This window comes from Nocardia shimofusensis NBRC 100134 (genome assembly GCF_001613125.1).
GTDB lineage: Bacteria > Actinomycetota > Actinomycetes > Mycobacteriales > Mycobacteriaceae > Nocardia > Nocardia shimofusensis.
The window spans coordinates 36,113-54,421 of record NZ_BDBT01000031.1; the positions used below are offsets into that span (position 1 = coordinate 36,113).

Annotated in this window: 24 protein-coding genes; 12 read left to right on the forward strand and 12 right to left on the reverse strand. The window is 67.6% G+C overall.

All coding sequences use genetic code 11. The features are described from left to right. The first annotated feature begins 103 nt into the window (after positions 1–103). Both NS3_RS23945 and NS3_RS23950 read left to right on the forward strand, forming a co-directional pair. Entirely contained in the window at positions 104–658 is a 555-nt protein-coding gene (locus NS3_RS23945; RefSeq protein WP_084495878.1) for a TetR family transcriptional regulator, read from the forward strand. A gap of 67 nt (positions 659–725) precedes the next feature. Then, positions 726–1,805: a class I SAM-dependent methyltransferase gene (locus tag NS3_RS23950; protein ID WP_067863850.1), complete on the forward strand. Its 1,080-nt coding sequence runs from the start codon at positions 726–728 to the stop codon at positions 1,803–1,805. 10 nt (positions 1,806–1,815) lie between these two features. On the opposite strand, the gene NS3_RS23955 is transcribed toward NS3_RS23950, so the two are convergent. The 5 genes from NS3_RS23955 to NS3_RS23975 form a co-directional block, all read right to left on the reverse strand. Then, positions 1,816–2,187, reverse strand: coding sequence for a hypothetical protein (locus NS3_RS23955; protein WP_067863853.1), 372 nt, complete (start codon positions 2,185–2,187; stop codon positions 1,816–1,818). A gap of 11 nt (positions 2,188–2,198) precedes the next feature. Next, positions 2,199–2,675 (reverse strand): roadblock/LC7 domain-containing protein, encoded by a 477-nt coding sequence (locus NS3_RS23960; protein ID WP_245649783.1) that lies wholly within the window; start codon positions 2,673–2,675, stop codon positions 2,199–2,201. Beyond that, on the reverse strand, positions 2,672–3,823 hold the full coding sequence (locus NS3_RS23965; RefSeq protein ID WP_067863856.1) for a MarR family transcriptional regulator: 1,152 nt from the start codon (positions 3,821–3,823) through the stop codon (positions 2,672–2,674). Before NS3_RS23965 ends, NS3_RS23960 begins: the two co-directional genes overlap by 4 nt. Continuing rightward, complete coding sequence (locus tag NS3_RS23970) at positions 3,813–4,205, reverse strand: hypothetical protein (RefSeq protein WP_067863859.1); 393 nt, start codon at positions 4,203–4,205, stop codon at positions 3,813–3,815. Before NS3_RS23970 ends, NS3_RS23965 begins: the two co-directional genes overlap by 11 nt. Positions 4,206–5,341: 1,136 nt before the next feature. Continuing rightward, positions 5,342–6,001, reverse strand: coding sequence for a TetR/AcrR family transcriptional regulator (locus NS3_RS23975; RefSeq protein WP_067863862.1), 660 nt, complete (start codon positions 5,999–6,001; stop codon positions 5,342–5,344). Positions 6,002–6,114: 113 nt separating this feature from the next. On the opposite strand from NS3_RS23975, the gene NS3_RS23980 reads away from it, so the two are divergent. Next, positions 6,115–7,548, forward strand: coding sequence for a cytochrome P450 (locus tag NS3_RS23980; RefSeq protein ID WP_067863865.1), 1,434 nt, complete (start codon positions 6,115–6,117; stop codon positions 7,546–7,548). 75 nt (positions 7,549–7,623) lie between these two features. Beyond that, the gene (locus tag NS3_RS23985) at positions 7,624–8,202 is read left to right on the forward strand and encodes a Uma2 family endonuclease (protein WP_067863868.1); all 579 of its coding nucleotides are present in this window, start codon (positions 7,624–7,626) and stop codon (positions 8,200–8,202) included. On the opposite strand, the gene NS3_RS23990 is transcribed toward NS3_RS23985, so the two are convergent. Then, complete coding sequence (locus tag NS3_RS23990; protein WP_067863870.1) at positions 8,171–8,905, reverse strand: lysoplasmalogenase family protein; 735 nt, start codon at positions 8,903–8,905, stop codon at positions 8,171–8,173. The genes NS3_RS23985 and NS3_RS23990 overlap by 32 nt on opposite strands. A gap of 191 nt (positions 8,906–9,096) precedes the next feature. Between NS3_RS23990 and NS3_RS23995 the strand changes: the two genes are divergently transcribed. The 4 genes from NS3_RS23995 (at position 9,097) to NS3_RS30190 (ending at position 13,038) form a co-directional block, all read left to right on the forward strand. Continuing rightward, complete coding sequence (locus NS3_RS23995) at positions 9,097–9,513, forward strand: hypothetical protein (RefSeq protein ID WP_067863873.1); 417 nt, start codon at positions 9,097–9,099, stop codon at positions 9,511–9,513. A 67-nt stretch (positions 9,514–9,580) separates the two neighbouring features. Then, positions 9,581–10,843: an MFS transporter gene (locus NS3_RS24000; RefSeq protein ID WP_067863876.1), complete on the forward strand. Its 1,263-nt coding sequence runs from the start codon at positions 9,581–9,583 to the stop codon at positions 10,841–10,843. A 144-nt stretch (positions 10,844–10,987) separates the two neighbouring features. Next, positions 10,988–12,574, forward strand: a complete 1,587-nt coding sequence (locus tag NS3_RS24005) for a GMC oxidoreductase (protein ID WP_245649784.1) — start codon at positions 10,988–10,990, stop codon at positions 12,572–12,574. Positions 12,575–12,735: 161 nt separating this feature from the next. Next, entirely contained in the window at positions 12,736–13,038 is a 303-nt protein-coding gene (locus NS3_RS30190) for a hypothetical protein (protein WP_245649785.1), read from the forward strand. Positions 13,039–13,123: 85 nt separating this feature from the next. On the opposite strand, the gene NS3_RS24015 is transcribed toward NS3_RS30190, so the two are convergent. Together NS3_RS24015 and NS3_RS24020 are read right to left on the reverse strand one after the other, a co-directional pair. After that, positions 13,124–13,327: a cold-shock protein gene (locus tag NS3_RS24015; protein ID WP_067863882.1), complete on the reverse strand. Its 204-nt coding sequence runs from the start codon at positions 13,325–13,327 to the stop codon at positions 13,124–13,126. Between the two features lie 185 nt (positions 13,328–13,512). Beyond that, positions 13,513–13,833 (reverse strand): hypothetical protein, encoded by a 321-nt coding sequence (locus NS3_RS24020; RefSeq protein WP_157101508.1) that lies wholly within the window; start codon positions 13,831–13,833, stop codon positions 13,513–13,515. Between the two features lie 312 nt (positions 13,834–14,145). On the opposite strand from NS3_RS24020, the gene NS3_RS24025 reads away from it, so the two are divergent. From NS3_RS24025 to NS3_RS28640, 3 genes are all read left to right on the forward strand, one after another. Then, on the forward strand, positions 14,146–15,027 hold the full coding sequence (locus tag NS3_RS24025; RefSeq protein ID WP_084495873.1) for a helix-turn-helix domain-containing protein: 882 nt from the start codon (positions 14,146–14,148) through the stop codon (positions 15,025–15,027). After that, positions 15,024–15,230, forward strand: a complete 207-nt coding sequence (locus tag NS3_RS24030) for a DUF397 domain-containing protein (protein ID WP_067863891.1) — start codon at positions 15,024–15,026, stop codon at positions 15,228–15,230. Before NS3_RS24025 ends, NS3_RS24030 begins: the two co-directional genes overlap by 4 nt. A gap of 111 nt (positions 15,231–15,341) precedes the next feature. After that, positions 15,342–15,665, forward strand: a complete 324-nt coding sequence (locus tag NS3_RS28640) for a hypothetical protein (RefSeq protein ID WP_174550514.1) — start codon at positions 15,342–15,344, stop codon at positions 15,663–15,665. Positions 15,666–15,692: 27 nt separating this feature from the next. Here NS3_RS28640 and NS3_RS24035 read toward each other — a convergent pair whose 3' ends face one another. Together NS3_RS24035 and NS3_RS24040 are read right to left on the reverse strand one after the other, a co-directional pair. Continuing rightward, on the reverse strand, positions 15,693–16,577 hold the full coding sequence (locus NS3_RS24035) for an IS3 family transposase (protein ID WP_067863986.1): 885 nt from the start codon (positions 16,575–16,577) through the stop codon (positions 15,693–15,695). Between the two features lie 2 nt (positions 16,578–16,579). After that, positions 16,580–16,879: a transposase gene (locus NS3_RS24040; protein WP_067863894.1), complete on the reverse strand. Its 300-nt coding sequence runs from the start codon at positions 16,877–16,879 to the stop codon at positions 16,580–16,582. 29 nt (positions 16,880–16,908) lie between these two features. On the opposite strand from NS3_RS24040, the gene NS3_RS24045 reads away from it, so the two are divergent. Further along, positions 16,909–17,400, forward strand: coding sequence for a 2-phosphosulfolactate phosphatase (locus tag NS3_RS24045; RefSeq protein WP_084495874.1), 492 nt, complete (start codon positions 16,909–16,911; stop codon positions 17,398–17,400). Between the two features lie 116 nt (positions 17,401–17,516). Here the strand turns inward: NS3_RS24045 and NS3_RS24050 are convergent, their stop codons facing one another. Further along, positions 17,517–18,023 (reverse strand): GNAT family N-acetyltransferase, encoded by a 507-nt coding sequence (locus tag NS3_RS24050; RefSeq protein WP_067863900.1) that lies wholly within the window; start codon positions 18,021–18,023, stop codon positions 17,517–17,519. Further along, complete coding sequence (locus NS3_RS24055; protein WP_067863904.1) at positions 18,020–18,289, reverse strand: type II toxin-antitoxin system TacA family antitoxin; 270 nt, start codon at positions 18,287–18,289, stop codon at positions 18,020–18,022. The genes NS3_RS24050 and NS3_RS24055 overlap by 4 nt, the downstream gene beginning before the upstream one ends. Between the last annotated feature and the right edge of the window lie 20 nt (positions 18,290–18,309).

Sequence of the window (18,309 nt, forward strand, 5' to 3'; positions counted from 1 at the left end):
CATGTCGGCACCTCGACGTTGAGGGCACTTTCGTGCGACTACGGCGGCCGACATGGCCGACAGCCGAACCGGACTAAGCTGTCCGGTTGATAAAGTAGTGTGCGTGACATCACCTCGCCGCGTCAACCGTGGTCCGAGCGCCGCCGCCGACAATCGCGCGGCGTTGATCGCCGCTGCCCGAGAGGTTTTCGCCGCGAGCGGCTACGACGTGCCGATGAGCCTGATCGCCCGCACCGCCGGTGTCGGCCAGGGCGTGCTCTACCGTCACTTCGCCAGCAAAGAGGCGCTCGCGCTGGCGGTGTTCGAGGAGAACATCGTCGAGGTGGAGAACATCGCCGCCGACCCGAACACCACTGTCGAGGACGTCCTGAAGGTCATCATCGGCCAGATCACCACCTCGGCGGCCTTCATCGCCATGCTGAACCCGAGCAGCGACGACCCGCGCATCTTCGAGCCCGCGTTCCGCCTGCTCACTCTGCTCGGCGACAAGCTCGCCGATCCCGTGCAGCGTGGCGCGATCCGCGCGGGCATCGAGGCGACCGACATCGTGCTCGCCGTGGGCATGGTGGCCGGTGTGCTGGCCCGCACCGACGCCGCCTCCCGGCAATACACCGCCGAGCACGCGTGGTCGCTGCTGCTGCACGGCATGCACGCCTGACCTGGGCTCGTTAACCCTCGCGAACGCCTGCGCGATCCCCGTACACACATCGAAAGGGGTCGATTACATGAGCATCACCACCGGAGATCCGGCCGTCGCCACCGTGGAGCAGTTCGCCGGGCGGGTGTTCGAGTCGGCGCTGGGCGCCATCGATCTGCTGGCTATCCACCTCGGCGACCGGATGGGCTGGTACCGCGCGCTCGCCGAGCACGGCCCCGCCGACGCCGCGACATTGACCGGCCGCGCGGGCGGCGACCCGCGCTACGCCCGGGAGTGGCTCGAACAGCAGGCCGCGACCGGGATTCTGCGCTACGACGGCGACGGGCGATTCGCCCTGCCCGAAGCCGCCGCCGAAGTCCTGCTCGATCACACCAGTACCGATTACCTGGCCCCGCTGGCCCGTGCGTTCGCCGCGGCCGCCGTGCAGACCCCCGCGCTACTGGAGGCCTATCGCACGGGCGGCGGCGTCGGCTGGGATCGGTTCGGTACGGACATGCGCGAAGCGCAGTCCGATATGAACCGTCCGTGGTTCGAGCAGCGGCTGGCGGCCGCGCTCGACGACGTGCCCGCGGTCCGGGAAGCACTGACCCGCCCGCAGGCCCGCGTCGCCGACGTCGGCTGCGGCGGCGGTTGGTCGGCGATCGCGCTGGCGAAGGCCTATCCGTCGCTGCGGGTGGACGGCTACGACATCGACTCCCCCTCGGTGCGCATGGCCACCGCGAACGCCGAGGCGGCCGGCGTCGGCGACCGGGTGCGTCACCATGTCGCCGACGCCGCGACGGCACTGCCCGCCGAAAGCTACGACCTCGTGTTCGCCTTCGAATGCCTGCACGACATGCCGCACCCCGTGCGGGTGCTCGACGCGATGCGCCGCGCGCTGCGTCCGGGCGGATCGGTCATCGTGATGGACGAGGCCGTCGAGCCCGAATTCGGTGCGCCCGCAAGCGATATCGATCGGCTCATGTACGGATTCAGCCTGCTGATCTGCCTGCCCGACGGTCTTTCGCATCCCGGTTCGGCGGGAACCGGAACGGTCATGCGGCCGGCGACCCTCGACCGCTACGCGACCGAAGCGGGTTTCGGCCGGGTGGAGATCCTGCCGATCGAGGACTTCGGCTTCTGGCGGTTCTACCGCCTCACGGCGTGAACGCCCGCGACTAGACCTCGAGGTCTTCTTCGATGCCCCTGAGCCGGTGCCGGGCGAGCGCCAGATTGGCCCGGCCACGGTCGAGGGCGAGGTAGAGGAACAGGCCCTTGGACTTGCGCCCGGTCATCGGCCTGATGATGTGGTACTGGCCCGACAACGTGATGAGGATGTCCTCGATCTCGTCGTTGAGGCCGAGGCTGTCCATGGTGCGCATCTTGGCACGCACCACCTCGGTATTGCCCGCGGCGGCGACCTGCAGGTCCATCGCTTTCGAACTGCCGAGCATGCCCAGCGCCATGCCCGAGTTGTAGTCGACGACCGCGGCGCCGATCGCGCCGTCGATCACCATCATGTCCTTGAGGGCCAGATCCATATTGCTCATTCGTGTTCCTTTCACTCGACCTTTGTCGACTGTTTGTGTCTCGGCCCGTTCGACAGCACCGTCAGATGATCGGCGATGGCGCGAGCCACCGGCCGCGACTCCAGGTGGAGACGGCCGACGTTCACTTCGGATTCCGCGAGGACGGTGAGCGAGGCCCAGCCCGCCGTGTAGATGACGACGTAGCCGCCGGAGCCGTGCACGACGACCTCGTCGAATCCGCCGCCGTGCGCGGTACTGGCCAGTCGATAGGACAGCGCCAGATGCGAGGCGGTCAGCGCCGCCATGCCGTCGGGCTCGATGTGGCCCGGCAGGTCGTGGGTGATCAGCAGACCGTCACCGGAGGCCACCAGCGCACCGGTCAGCCGGGGGACGCGTTCGCGCAGCCCCTGCAACTCGGCCAGCACCACCGCGTACGGTTCGGGTCCCGACATCGCCACCTTGGTCAACCTTCCCATCCAATCGCCGAGCAGTTTCTTCCGCGCGGTCACGCAAGCTCCTCCAACGCCGCCCGCACCCGGACGAGCACGCTCGGATCCACCTGCTGCCAGTGCTCTCGCTCCGCGGCGGGCACAGCCTGGCGTATTCGCTGCCGAAGTGGCGCGGGCGGTGCGTCTTTCGACGCGGGCGCCGTGCGGGTCACCGGCGCGACCGGACGGGGCGATGGGGCGATGGGCGCACCGCGCACCGGCCTGACCACAGCGGGCAGCAGTGCGGTCTTCGCCCGCCCCTGCTGTGCGGACACGGGCGCGTGCTCCGACGGCGGGATCGGTTCCGCACGAGCGGACATCGACACACGTCCCGGCCGCGACGGCAACTCCGCACAGCCCGAGCCCGGCTCCCGCTCCGACTGCGGCGGTCCGGCAGGGCCGGACACCGGGACCCACGACGACTGCGGCGGTTCGACGCGATCGGGCAACGGCGTTCGCTCCGGCAGAGCGGGAAGCCCGGCGCCCGAAGGCGGCGAATCCCCCAGCGCAGTCTCCAGCGATCCTGCTCGCGGCGAATCCGGTTCGCCCACAGCCGGTTCGATCAGCCCGGCGACGGTGAGTTCGCGGACCGCCGTCAGGCATCCGTAGGTGGTGCGGCCGAGGTAACGGGCGATCTCGGTGACGCTGCGCCTGGTGTCGGCGGCGGCCAGCACCTCCGCCTGCCCGGCGGTGAGCACCACCCGTCGCCGATGCACCCGGCGCGCGGGCACCACCGGCGCCAGGTCGACCAGATCGGCGGGCCACGGCCCGGACCCGGGATCACCGCGCCGCTCGCATTCGCGCACCAGCTCTCTCGGCCGCACGTGGCAGACCCGGGCAAGCCAGTGCGGGGGCGCGGGCCGGAACTCCGGTTCGGCGCCGGAGGAGAGCAGGAAGTAGGCGGCGTCGTAGACCGAGAGCAGGGCAAGGGTTTCCAGCTGCGGCTGCTCGAGCACCCGGCTGGGGTCACCGGCGCCCGCGCGCCGCCAATCCTCATGGGTCGCCACACCCGCTTCCACCACCAACCGATCCAGACCGGTCGCCCGATGGCAGTGCGCGGACGCTATCGCGCCGTAGGCGAGGTGGAATTCTCCGTCACCGGCCAGCAACACGCCGGTGCTGCCCTGCTGCTCGAGCCTGCGCAGTTCGACGGCGAGGTCACCGCTCATCGTCACCCCCGACGAACTCGGTGAGGACGGCCTTCAGCTGGAAACGAGCCAGTCCCAGATTGCCGGTCTCCGCGTCGCAGACCACGTGCACGAATATCCGCCCGTCGAAATCGCCGTCGACCAGATACAGCAGGTGATAGCCGCCCCCGCCGCAGACGATGATCTCGCTGATGTCGTCCTCGCCGGACCCGCTCGCCAACGCCGAGCAGCCGAGCACCGTGCGCACCACATCCGTCGTCCCCGCGGCGTCCTCGTGCTGATCGACCAGCTCGTGTCGGCCCGCCGCCGCGATCGCCAGACCGCTCGCACCATCCACCATCGTCACGCTGCGCGCACCGGGAATGTCCATGATGCGTTTCAGGCAGCCGTCTATACCGAGCACCGCTTCACCGCTTGTCTTCCGAAGGTTTGCCCTCGTTTCTCCCCAAGGGCTTACAAGTGCCCGACGCTACACACGGAAGGCGAAAGTTGCACGGCGAACACAGGGAAAATCCGCTATTCCGCGCATTTCCCCCGCTCACGCAACAAACAATACCTTTCGGTTTTCAAACCGAAAGGTACTTCATACCAGTTGGTACAGTTTGCCGACCTCCGCGCCGACAGCAGATCGAATATTGCAGAATGAAAATTCCACCGCGCATCCGCGCCACGGACCAGCCCATCGGATCGAGCCCACGGAGGGGGCCGATCGCCCCGACTCCGCCCGCCGCACCGCACGAGCCAGGCAGAACCAACCCCTGAACGGGCGAAAGCCAGACGCCGCCGGCGACGCTGCGTCCTCGACCCTCCGGTGGCGCACCGCCTCCGCCCGGCGCGGCACCCGGACCCCACACGCCCACCCCGGCCCTGTCCATACTCCCGTCGGCACAGTTCTCCACATTTGCCGAAATGGAAAACAGATCATGGGACAAACGAAATGATCCCGATGATCCCCACCTCGGAGTCAACCGCGGAGCACAGGGAGCAAATTCTTCGGAAGCAGTTTACCGGGACCATTGAACCCAGAATTCGCCACTCATATCCTGCGTATTCCACACCGATTCGAAAAACTCCGCGAAACCGCTCTCAATATACCCGCTCGGCGACGGTTCGCCGCAGAGAATTCCGCATCGCGGATGCTTCGGCACCCGCGAACCGTCGGGCCGTCGACACACGTCGGTACAGGTGCACCTCCACCGATTCGGAGCGCGCACCGTCGCCTCCGAGCGGTAGGACCACACGAAGGCGTCGGTCCACTCCACGTGGACGCAGTGGACGCTCCGACTGTCCGCCGGCCGGCCGGGGACGCCGGGGTCCTGGCAGCAGTCGTTCAGCCGGACCGTCGGGACCCGCGGCGCCACTCACGACCGCGAGCGCCACACCAGTTCCCAAAAGTGCGAACGCAAATCTGCGTCCGATTTCCGGCGTGCGAATCGTCATGGCGAAAAGCTGATTTCATGGATCTGCGGCGACACGAGCGAGCGAGGACACAGGCTGCTCAGTTTACGATCCGCAACCCCGCCGCGGCCGTTTTCCGGATCAGAGCTCGGCGACGGGAGGCGCGAGAGCGGGCCGATCGGCGAGATAGGCGTCGGCGAGGATATCGCCGAGCCGGATCGTCTGCCTGATGAGCCCGGGGATGTCGATCGCGACCACTCCCGCCTGCCAGGCGCCGGTCAGCTCCACGAACCCCCCGACAGCCATCAGCACCATGCGATGGAACTCGCCGAAATCGACACCGGCCCGCAGGTAGGGCTCCAGACTCGTCGCCAGCATGTCGGTGACGATCAGCACCAGATCACGGCGCCGGCGTTCCAGCACCGCACTGCCCGCGTGATCACCGAAGAGCACCTGGGTGCGACGCGGATCGTCGGCCAGACCGTGCACCACCGCCTCGACCGCGCGATGCAGCACGTCCAGCGGCAGGTCCTCGCGCCGATCCCCGATCGCGGCGGTCAGGGTGGCGGTCGTCTCGTCGCGCACGTGGTCCCACGCGGCCGCGAGCAGTTCGGAGCGATCGGCGAAACTCTCGCGGAAGTACCTGTCGTTCAACCCGGCTCGCGCGCAGACACTGCGCAAGCTGACCGCCGCCCAACCGCTCTCCACCCACACGTCGATGGCGGCGTCGATGAGCTGGGCGCGGCGAGCGGCGCGGCGCGCCTCGACGGTCCGCCCGCCCCATGTCGATGGGCTGGTCATGGGTCCATCTTGACAAAAGGAGGCATCACGGGAGTCAATTGGTGACGAGTCGTCACCAATTGGGTGGCGCACCGGCTCGCCTCGACCTTCGCAGCGCCGCGAAAGGACAGCAGATGTACACACGACTTCGCCGTGGGCTCAAGCAACGTGCCGCCGATCTCGCCGACCTCTACCCCGCCAGGCCGGCCCCGCTCGCCGAGCCACCGGCGGGCAGCGGCCTGCTGCCCGTACTCGGCGACGGCGGAGCGCCGCTGCTCGGCCACTCCCTGCGCGTCTACCACGACCCGATCATCTGGGCCCGCAAGGCCTTCGACAAATACGGCGAGGTGTCCTGGACGAGCGTCTTCGGCCGCCGTGCCGTCGCCGTCTTCGGCCCCGACGCACTGGAAGTCGTCTGGAGCAACAAGGACAAGGTCTTCTCCAGCGAGCAGGGCTGGGAGTACTGGATCGGCCCGTTCTTCCGCCGCGGCATCATGCTGCTCGACTTCGACGAGCACCTGCACCACCGACGCATCATGCAACAGGCGTTCACTCGCCCGCGCCTGATCGGCTATCTCGACATGATGCATCCCGGCATCGACCGTGAACTCACCTCCTGGCAGCCCGAACCCGGATTCCTGGTCTACGACCACATCAAGCAGATGCTGCTCAACCTCGCCACCGAGGTCTTCGTCGGCGCCGAACTCGGCCCGGAGGCCAAGGAAGTCGAGCACGCCTTCGAGGCCACCGTGGTCGGCGGCCAGGCGCTGATCCGCACCCCCGTCCCCGGCGGCACCTGGGATCGCGGCCTGCGCGGGCGGCGCCTGCTCCAGCAGTACTTCCGCGACCAGCTGCCCGCCAAACGCGCGGGCAACGGCACCGACCTGTTCAGCGTCCTGTGCCGCGCCACCAGCGACACCGGTGACACCTTCGGTGACGAGGACATCGTCAACCACATGATCTTCGTGCTGATGGCCGCCCACGACACCAGCGCCGTCTCGCTGTCCATGCTCACCTACCTGCTCGGCAAGAATCCGCACTGGCAGGAGCGCCTGCGCGCCGAATCCCTCGCCCTCGGCAAGGACTTCCTGGAGTACGACGACCTCGACAAGCTCACCTCGCTGGACCTGGCCTTCAAGGAAACCCTGCGCATGTACGCCCCCGCGGGCGTGCTCATGCGCCAGGCCGTCCGCGACACCGACATCCTCGGCCACTACGTCCCGGCGGGCACCGACATCATCATCGGCGCCTACCCCTCCATGCGGCTGTCCCGCTGGTGGCCCCGCCCCGACGAATTCGACCCCGAACGCTTCGCCGACGACCGCCGCGAGGACAAGATCCACCGCTACGCCTGGTCCCCCTTCGGCGGCGGCGCCCACAAGTGCATCGGCCTGCACTTCGGCGGCATGACGGTGAAGTCGATCATGCACCGCATGTTGCTGCAGTACGAGTGGAGCGTCCCCGAGAACTACGAGGTGCCGCTGGCGTGGGGCACGGGGCCGACCCCCGAGGACGGTCTGCCGATCAATCTGCGCCCGCGTTATTCGCGCAGTCCCGAACAGGGATAGCCGACGACAGGCCGTACCGCGAATACTCCCGATGTTCTCATGGCCCGAGCTCCTCGGGTTGGCTACGGTTGCGCCATGACCGCACTGCCCGACTGGATGCGCCCACCACGCGCCGAAGGCTGGTTCGCGGAAGACCTCGACCGCCTTCCCGAGGCGCCTCGCCACACCGAACTCATCGACGGAGCCCTCGTCTTCATGATGTCGCCGCAGCGCTCATGGCACGGCCGCCTGGTCACCGCGTTGACCACGACCCTGGCGAGACAGGCGCCCGCGGGCTTCGAGGTCGAGCGGGAGATGACCGTGCGCCTCGACGCGCGCAACCGGCCGGAGCCGGATCTCCTCGTCACCACCGCACCCTACGACCCGGACCGCACCTGCTACCAGGCCGACGAAGTCCGACTCGTCGTCGCGGTGGTCTCCCCCGAGTCCGCCCACCGAGACCGCACGGTGAAGCTCCGCAAATACGCCGAGGCCGGCATTCCGCACTACTGGTGCATCGAGGAAGAGCAGGGCGCCCCTGTCGTCCATGCCTACGAGTTGGACGGACCAGGCGTCTACGCCCCGGCGGGCATCTTCCGTGGCACGTTCCAGCGGCCGGTGCCCTTCGTAATCTCCGTCGACCTCAACGAACTGATTCCGCAGCCGCGCCGCTGAGAGTCGACGCACGGCGACCGACCGCGACCACCAGCAGCGCCTGCCCGAGCACATAGGTCAGCATCACGAAGAAGCCGTGCCCCGGCAGTTCTGTCCCGGCGAGCACGCGCAGAGCGATCAGCGCATCCGAGATCACGAAGATCACCCCGCCCAGCCCGGCAACGCTGCCGAGGCCGGTCGCCAGGGCGGCCATGGTCACCAGGGCCGCTCCGTACACCGCGACCGGAACCACCAGCACGCCCGCTCCCCACACCAGGGCCATCAGCACTCCGAGCGCGAGGATGTACACCGTGACGGCAGCACCCGGGCGCGCGAACAAAGACGCCGCCCGGAACGGCCAGAACGCCACCGCGTAGCAGACCTGCGCCACCAGGAAACAGGCCATCAGGATCAGGAAGCCGCCCTCGCCGGCCACGAACCTCGGCACCGTATCGCCGAGCCAGGAGAACAGCAGCGCGACCAGGACGAGCTGAACCAGGCGGCCACGCGGCCGGTCGGTCCCGGCGAACAGTGCCGCGGCCAGCAACGGCATCAGCAGAACCTGCGTGACGGCCACGACGAGACCATCCGGTGCGGCCACCTGCGCGACCAAGTGGACCGCGGCGACCGAGACCGCCGCCGCGAGGACGACCGGCAACAGCGACCGGGCCGCGCCGGACGCCGCCGTCGAACGCGGTGCCGCCGGCCCGTCGATCGGCCACATGCCGACCCCACCACCTTCCGGTTGTCCCGAACCCCCTATTTCTCGGGGCAGAACTTCTTGTCACACATCGCTTTTCGTGTCCGATAGGCCCATCGACACCATTCGTCAGCCTATGCGAACCCGGCGGCGCCGCCCTGTTCGATTCCGTGCCCCGACCCGAACGTGCACCCCGAGCCCAGGAGTACCTCACCATGACGCGACCCAGTTCCACCACAGCCGTCCGCATCATCTCCGGCGCCGCCGCCCTCGGTGTCGTCGCGAGCTTCACCGCTCTGGCCGCGCCGTCCGCCTCGGCGACCGTCCTCGAAACCACGATCGCGCCGGGACTCACCCTCGGCACCCACGCTTACGGAACAACGTGCTCCTACACCGTGACCGTGCGGGTGGACGACAACACCAAGCCCGTCTTCTTCTTCGAGGAAGGTCAAGGCCCCAGCGGCTTCGCCGAGGCGATGCCCTCCGGCGGCGTCGCCACGGCGACGTGGATCCCGTCCTCGACGGAGATCGACTACATCTACGCCTTCCAGCCGAATGCGACGGCCCAGCTCAGGGTGCCGGTCGATGTCGGTACCGGTATCGACCTCGGCTCCGCCTGCGTCGCCACGTAGATCCAGGGATCGGCCGGCTTTCCTCCGGCGACCGGGGGATTCGGGCCGATCTGCCAGGATTGTCCGTATGAGAACAGCCGCCCGGGCAAGCACGATCCCCGTCGGCACCCTGGTTCTGTTGTCCGCCCTGTATTTCGCCCAGGGCCTGCCCTACGGCTTCTTCACCCAGGCGCTGCCGGTGGTGCTCCGCGAGTCCGGCTTCTCGCTGGTCGAGATCAGCATCACCGGCGTCCTGTTCGCACCGTGGGGATTGAAGTTCCTCTGGGCGCCGTACGTCGACCACTACGGCACCCGGCGGCAGTGGTTGCTGTCGCTGCAACTCGCGTCGGCGGCGGTGGCGCTCGGGCTGGCCTGCCTGGACCTGTCGTCGTCGTTGCGCTGGCTGTTCGTCGGTATCGCGGTGGTCAATCTGGTGTCCGCGACGCAGGATGTCGCCACCGACGGGCTGGCCGTCCAACTGCTCGGACCGCGGGAACGCGGTCTGGGCAATGGGATTCAGGTGGGCGCCTACCGGATCGGCATGATCGCCGGCGGCGGCGCGCTGCTGTGGCTGTTCGCGCTCGCGGGCTGGCGCAGCCTGTTCGTCGCGATGGCGATCCTGTTGCTGGTGACCGTGATCCCGGTCTGGTGGCTGCCGCAGACCTCGACTCGAGGCGCCTCCGGGAGTCCGCGAAGGCAACCGGTCACGTTGGCGACCGACTGGTGGAGGCGTCTGCGCAGGCCGGGCATGCTCGCGTTCATCCTTCTCATCGGCGGCTTCAAGTTCGGTGACTCGATGGGCTCGTCGATGGTCGGCCCCTTCATGTCCGACTCCAGCCTCAGCCTGGGGCAGATCGCGCTGGTCAAGGGCGTCCTGTCGTCGATGGGCGCGCTCGCGGGCGCGGCGGCGGGCGGCTGGCTGTGCTTCCGGCACGGACGCCGCCAAGCCCTGCTGATCGGCGGTGTCACCCAGACCGCGAGTCTCGGCCTGTATGTGCTCGCCTCCCTGGGCGTCGGCGGATTCGGGCTCATCGTCTCGGCGAGCCTGGCCGAACACGTCCTCGGCGGCGCCGCGACCGTCGCGGTCTTCGCGCTGATGATGGACGCCTCGGACCCGGATCACGCGGGCAGCGACTACACCCTGCTGGCCTGCGCGGTCGTCACCGTGCAGGGACTCGCCGGATTCGCCGCAGGCGCGGTCGGCGACATCCTCGGTTACCCGGCTCTGTTCGGGACCAGCCTGGTCCTGTCGGGAATCGGTTGCGCGGCATTGATCCTCGCCATCGACCGTGGCAGGGGACCGAGCGGAGTCCATGGGGTGTGGGCGGAGCCCGTCCCCGCCGCACAGTAGAGCCGTAACCGAACCACCGCTCGCAGTCTCCGCCCCGGGAAAGAGCCGGCGGTCCTCGCTCTCACCGCCGAGGCGGTGACGGCACTGTAGGGGCGAAAAAAACAATACTGGGCGGTTGCTATATCGCCGCCTATGCTTCTCCGCATGCAAGCGGACCTTACGACCGAACACGACGCCGACGTGATCATCGTCGGCAGCGGCTTCGGCGGCGCCGTGAGCGCTTTGCGACTGGCTGAGCAGGGCAAACGGGTCATCGTCCTCGAACAGGGACGGCGCCACACCCGCGACGACTTCATGGCCGCCCGGCGCGACCCGCGCAAATACCTGTGGCTGCCCGAACTCGGCCTTCGCGGATTCTTCTGGCAGCGCGTCCTCGCCCACGTCGGCATCATCGGCGGCGCGGGCGTGGGCGGCGGCAGCATCGTGTGGGCGGGCGTCCTGCTCGAACCCGAGGAGGAGTTCTTCACCGACCCGGCCTGGCCGGAATCGCCGACCGGCTGGCGTGCCGAACTGACCCCGCACTACCGGACGGCAGCGCGCATGCTCGGCCGCGCGGTCTCCCCCTTCGCCGGGCCGATGGACGAGCACCTGCGGGCCGCCGCCGAGACCCTGGGTGCGGGCGACACCTACGGGCCGACCCCGATGGCCATCTATTTCGGCGAGGAGGGCGTGACGGTGCCCGACCCGTTCTTCGACGGCGAAGGCCCCGACCGCACCGGTTGCCGACTGTGCGGCGCCTGCCTGATCGGCTGCGCCTACGGCAGCAAGAACACCCTCGACCTCAACTACCTCTGGCTCGCCGAACGCCGCGGCGCCGAGATCCGCGCCGAGCGGCAGGTGACCGAGGTCGCCGAACTCCACGGCGGCGGCTACGAGGTCCGCACTACCTCCGGCGAACGGTTGCGCGCACCGGAGGTGGTGCTGGCCGGAGGTGTGCTCGGCACGGTCGAACTGCTGTTCCGCTCCCGCGCGGCCGGACTGCTGCCGCGCGTATCCGACCGGCTCGGCATGGGGGTGCGCACCAACTCCGAAGCGATCACCGCGGTGCTCGCCGACGACGTCGACACCGACTTCACTCGCGGCCCCACCATCTCCAGCAAGTTCTATCCGGACGCGAAAACCCATGTGACACAGAACCGCTACGTCGGCGGATGGCACATGCGTTTCCAACTCGGCCCGCTGGTGGACGGCGACGATCCCGCGCGACGCCGCCGCTCCGCCGCGCACGCCCTGCTCACCCACCCTGTCCGGCAGTTGCGCGTCGTCTTCGCCCGCAACTTCCTGCGCCGCCTCAGCGTGTTCACCGTGATGCAGAGCGTCGAGAACGAGATCCGGCTCGTGTTCGACCGCTCACCGGTGCGTCCGTGGCGCAAGGTCCTGCGCTCGCGATCGGTCGCCGACAAGCAGGCCCCCAGCTACCTTCCCCAGGCGAACGAGGTGGCCCGCGCCTTCGCCGCCTCCGTCGGCGGCCGCCCGCTGAACCTGCTCCTCGAGAGCATCGGCGGCAAATCCATCACCGCCCACATCCTCGGCGGCGCGTCGATGGGCCGCGACGCCTCCGACGGCGTCATCGACACCGACCACCAGGTCTTCGGCCATCCCGGCCTGTATGTCGTCGACGGCTCGGCCGTCCCCGCCAATGTCGGCGTCAACCCGAGCCTGACCATCACCGCGATGGCCGAACGATTCGCCGCCCGCCACGCGGCCCGCACCGAAAGAGCAGTCAGCTGAACGTTTCCCGCCCCGAAATCCCGCAATCCCTCGCCCGGCTGCGAGGACTGTTCGGCACCTCGTCCGCCGGGGACACACCGATCACCGGCACCTACCGCGCCGAGTTCGTCGGCCCCCGGCCGCTGCGGTTCGCCGCACCCCGCGCCATCGCCCTCGGCGGCATGCGCCGCTGGCACGGCAAGCGGTTCGCCGGCGACGGGACCGCGATCAACGTGCTCCGCTCGCCCGGTGACGAGGGGTCTCTGGTCGAACGGCTGCCCATGACCGTGGCCACCGAGCCGTCCTGGCTGGACGGGCGGCCCGCGATCGCGGTCTCCTACGGCAGCGGCGGACCGATCCCCTGGCGGTGGGTTCGTGACGAATTCCGGGTTCTCGACGAGAGCACGCTGCTCGGGCTCACCTTCGTCGGCGGCCGCTGGTCGCGCATCGCCGCCGCGCCGTTCCTGCTGATCCGCGAGGATTGAGCCCGCCGTCCCACGGGCGCTGACGAGGGCGCCCGGAAAAGCAGAAAACCCGCGCCGTGGCGCGGGTTTTCTTGTCTGTCAGCTCTTAGATAGCGCGGACGCTCTGAGCCTGCGGGCCCTTCTGGCCCTGCCCGACCTCGAACTCGACACGCTGGCCCTCATCGAGGGACTTGAAGCCGGAGCCGGAAATCTCGGAGTAATGCACGAAAACGTCCGGACCGCCACCGTCTTGCGCGATGAATCCGAAGCCTTTTTCGCCGTTAAACCACTTCACACTGCCTTGCGACATACTGTTGTCTTACTTCCTGTTGCGAGCCGAGCGATCACTTCAACAACTCGTGCTCAGCACCGAGCATGCCACAGTACCGGCCGCCTCAGCGCCAAAGGTGAGGCAGCGCACGTCCGCGAATACGTCGGCACGCCCCTCACCCGATCAGCCGCCGCGCACCGTGGGTGAGACCGCGCGGCGCTCGATCAGCCCTGATCAGGCTTGCTCGCCGGCTCGGCGGTCTTGCCCTCCTTGTCACGTTCCGCACGCTGCGCTTTGATATCGGCCTGCCACTTCTCGAAGTCGGCCCGCATCACGTCGATCTGATGTTCGACGGCTTCCCGGGTGTCCGACCACCAACTCTGCGCAGCCTCCCGCAGCTCCGCCGTGGTCTTCTCGAACTCGTTCCCCTCGCGCTCGAGGGTCGCGCTCAACTCCTCGCGCCGAGCCTGCAGTGCGGCGCGGCTCTTCTCCCGCGCCTCGGCCGACGACTCCTCGTACTGCTTCACACGGGCCGCGAGTTCCATCAGTGATTCCGACAACGGTTTCATGTTCTTGCCTCTCGAATTCTCGATCGTCATGAAGAACAGGCATCCCTCCCCCCGAGCGTGGCTGCTCCACCCAGCCGAGCCAAGAGCAGAACGTCACCTGTTATCCCCTGACCTCCCCTCGACGCTCGGACAGGAGGGTCGACTCACCAAGAAGGAGCCCGCGAGATGTCGGCGCCCGAGGCGAGGAAGCCCTTGCGCCGTGCAGTACGGAACTAACGAAATGGACGATCCAGAACTATCCGTCCATTCCTCAGCGCGCGGTCCGGCGATGGCGCACACTGCCTTACCATGCCCACTCCGAAGAAGCCGCCGACCACCATCCCACGACGTCAGCTCGGCCGTCACCTGCGAGACATGCGGCAGGAGGCAGGCATCTCGCTCCAAAACGCCGCCCGGCTGATCGAACGCGGCACCGGCACCCTGCAACGACTGGAAAAGGGCGAAGCCGGCCGCATCCGCCTGCACGACATCCAAGCCCTGTGCCAGGTCTGCGATGCTCCCGAGAAGCTGCCGGGCCTGCTCGACCTGGCGAAAGTCGCCGCATCCAATGACGGTGAGGGCCTGTGGTGGTGTGAGTACGGCGACGCCATCCGAGCCGACTTCGAGCTGTATGTCAGTCTCGAAGCATCGGCCGCCGCACTGACCGTCTACCGCCCGGACATCATCAGCGGCTTGTTTCAGACTCCTTCGTACGCAAGAGCTTTGGACGCGCAGTTCTACCCTCAGGCCACCCCCGAGGAGGCGGACCAACGTGTGGCGGTCCGGCTCAACAGGCAGCGGATCATCAACAGGAAGCGAAGCCCGGTCCAGGTGAACCTGCTGCTGGACGAAACCATCGTGCGTCGAGTCGTCGGCGGCGCGAAAACGATGGCAGGCCAACTCCATCATCTGGCAGCTCTCCCTGCGAACGTCACCGTCAGCCTGCTGCCATTCACCAGCGGATATCCTCTCGGCGTCGCCTGCGGCCCCTTCACCGTGCTCGAATTCGACTCCGCCACCGGCGAGCGGCCGACCGTGTACGTCGAGGGATACCGTGGGAACATGTACTACGACAAGCCCGAGGCAGTCGAGCAGTACATGGAGACCTTTCGCCGTCTGCGCGGCGCGGCGTTGTCCCAGCCAGACAGCAGGCAAGCGCTCCGGCGCGCAGCGAGGGAGTACGAACGGTGAACGCAGATCTATCCGACGCGGAGTGGTTCAAGAGCAGCTACAGCGGTGGCGGAAACGACTGCGTCGAGATCGCGCACCTCGACCACGGCATGGTCGGTGTGCGGGATTCCAAGAACACCGGCGGTCCGGCGTTGATCTTCACTCCCAACGAGTGGGACGCGTTCTTGCGAGGCGCGAAAGACGGTGAGTTCAACCGGCCCTGACGCGGGGCCAGGGGCACCTCGACCTAACTGTCTCGGCCAGCCGCTACGGTCGTCGTTTTGCTGCACAGTCTTTCAGCGTCCGGCAAGGCGTCGCAGCCTTATGGTGAACACGTGGAATGGGTTGTTCAGGCGCGGGCGGGCATCCGGGTCGAATGGGGACCGGCCGGTGCCCGAGCGTTGGGACCGCACAGCGCGGTGCTGGTGGTAGTCGACGTGTTGTCTTTCACCACGGCGGTATCGGTAGCAGTCGATGCCGGAACTGCGGTGCTCCCCTATCCGTGGCGGGACGGCGGCGCGGAGGAATACGCGGTGCGACACGATGCCGCATTGGCGGTGGGGCGGCGCGCGATATCGCCGGAGCAGCCGTGGTCGCTGTCGCCGACCGCGTTGAGGCAGGCACCCGCGCCGCAACGACTGGTACTGCCGTCACCGTGAGGTTCCCCCGCATTGTTGGAGGGCGGATTACCAGCTTTCGGCTGGAACTCGGTGATGGTAGCTGGCTTCGAACTCGTCGGGTGATCGCCAGTCGAGCTTCTTCTGGATGCGCTGGGTGTTGTACCAGCCGTCGATGTAGGCGAACAGGGCGTTCTCGGCCTCCTCCCGGGTCCGCCAGGACCGGCGATAGACCAGTTCGGTCTTCAACGTGGAGAAGAAATTCTCCATCAACGCGTTATCGTAGGAATCCCCGACCGACCCCATCGACTGCGCGATCCCGTTGTCGGCCAACGTGTTCGCGAACCGGATAGCGGTGTAGGTCGACCCGCGGTCGGAGTGATGTATCAACTCGCCATCGCGGATGTCGCGGCTCCAGACCGCATACTCGACAGCGCCGAGGACCATCTCGGTGTCGCAGCGGTCGGAGGTCTTCCATCCGACGATCCGGTTGGAGAACGCATCCCGCACCGCGGCCAGCCAAAACGCTCCCTGACCACACGGGATGCGGGTCGCGTCCGCCACCCACAGCCGGTTCGGGCGATCGGCGGTGAAGACCCGTTCGACCAGATCCGGTGCCGGCGCTGCCCGCGGATCGGTCCGCGTGGACCCGATCCGCCACCGTTTCCGCAGGAACGCGCCCTGCAACCCGGCGCCGCGCATCACCCGCTCCACCCGTTTACGGCCGACCGCGATCCCTCGCCGGGCCAGCATCGCATGCACCCGGGGCGAGCCATAGGTGCCGCCGGAACTGGTATGGATATCGACGATCTCGGCCAGCAGCTCTTCATCGGCGATCTGCCGCGCCGACGGCTCCCGCAGGCGTTTACGCCACCAGTAGTAGGTCGACGACGCGATGCCGAGTACCCGCAATACGAGCTCGACCGGGTGCGAGCTGCCTTCGACGAAGCGCACGATCACCTCCGGGTCTGGTCGAGCTCCGAGGCGAAATACGCACTCGCAGAACGCAGGATGTCGTTGACCCGCTCCAGCTCGGCGACCTGCTTGCGCAGCCGCTTGTTCTCCTCGGCCAGATCCACAGCCGCCGGTTCCGGACGCCGGCCGGCATCCGCTTGGCGGATCCAGTTCCTCAACGCCTCGTGATGAACGCCCAACTGCTGGGCCAACTTCCGGACCGTCGGTTTCGGGTCCGAGTCCTGATACAGCCGAACCGCTCGGGCCTTCAACTCGTCCGGATACTTCTTCGGTGCTGCCACGTGGGGCTCCTTTCTGGCCCTATCGGACCATGCTCAGAGCCCTCCAAGAAAGCGGGGGAACCTCACCGAATGGCTCGGCGATCGCGGCGGCTGTTTCGGGAGTTCCGGTGACAGCTGCCTGCCTGCGCAACGCGACCGCTGTCGCAGCCTGGATGGTCCAACAGGGGTGGGGCACGGCCGAACGGCCGATCTCGATCATCCCTGCCGGGGAACAGTGGCCCGGCCAGGACGCCGTGAGGCCCGCCATCGAAGACTGGATCGGCGCCGGGATGGTCGTATCCGCTCTCGCCGAAGCCGGGGCAGGACCGCTGTCGTCGGAAGCGGCGGCAGCCAAGACGCTGTACGACGGGCTCACCGACGTGCCGGGCTTCGTATCCGAATGCGCGTCAGGACGTGAACTCGCCGACATGGGCTTCGGAAATGATGTCGCGGTTGCCACGGAACTGGACACCAGCGCGGCGGTTCCACTACTCGTCCAGGGCATGTTCGTCGACGGAGTCGCCTTTCGGCGCGCAGTCTGACGCGAGGAGATGGTTCGGGCGGCGAGGCTCTCGTCCACGCTGCGTGATCACACAACGAGTGTGTCGGCGACACGACGGCAATAGCTGCCGGGTACCCCCGGCCGCGAGGGCATCGATCAACCGATGCCGAATGCGGAGAAGGCTGTCGACATTTTCATCACCAGCCGACCAGGCGTGTTTCCCACGGGAATGAAATCGTGCTTTTGATAGAAGGCAGAGGCCTCATCGTCGATAGCATCCACCACGATGAGGCGACCACCAGACGCCTGAGCCGCGCCCATGATCTTGCTGATGGCGTCGACGAGCAGGTCACTCCCATACCCTTGCCCGTGCAGAGACTTGTCGAGGGCGAACTTCGCCAGCAGGAAGGCAGGCACGGACCGCATGCCTGCGGCCATCCGGTTCGAGATACCGTCCTCGGTCCGGTCGACCATCGTGGGGGCGATGGCGTAGTACGCCTTCACCACCAGGGCGTCACCATCGGTCCACACGTAGGTGCGACTGGTCATTCCCGTATCTGCGGCAAGAGCCTTGGTCTGCAACCACTTGTTCAAAACATCCTTGCCGCAATCGAATCGAGACAAGTCGTGATCGGCCCGCAAGCCGGTCGAGAAATAGGTCATCGGCGCACGAACCTTCGTGGCCGTGCGACGACCGCAGCGAGAGTCGGTGCTTCGTCTGCGACATCCAGCGACTCGAGCATGGCGTCGAATTGCTCCGCAGGCATCAGGGTGCGACTGGATAGAGCGAGCACTCGGTCGGCACGCTGGATCGCCGCGTTGCGCACGAATTCGGTCAGCGTCTCACCAACGGCTCCCGCCGCCTCCTCGATTTGATCGCGCCCTTCCGCGGCCAACCGGATCTCGAAACGCTCGGTCTTGGTGCTCATCGCAGCTGCCCTTCGCTCAT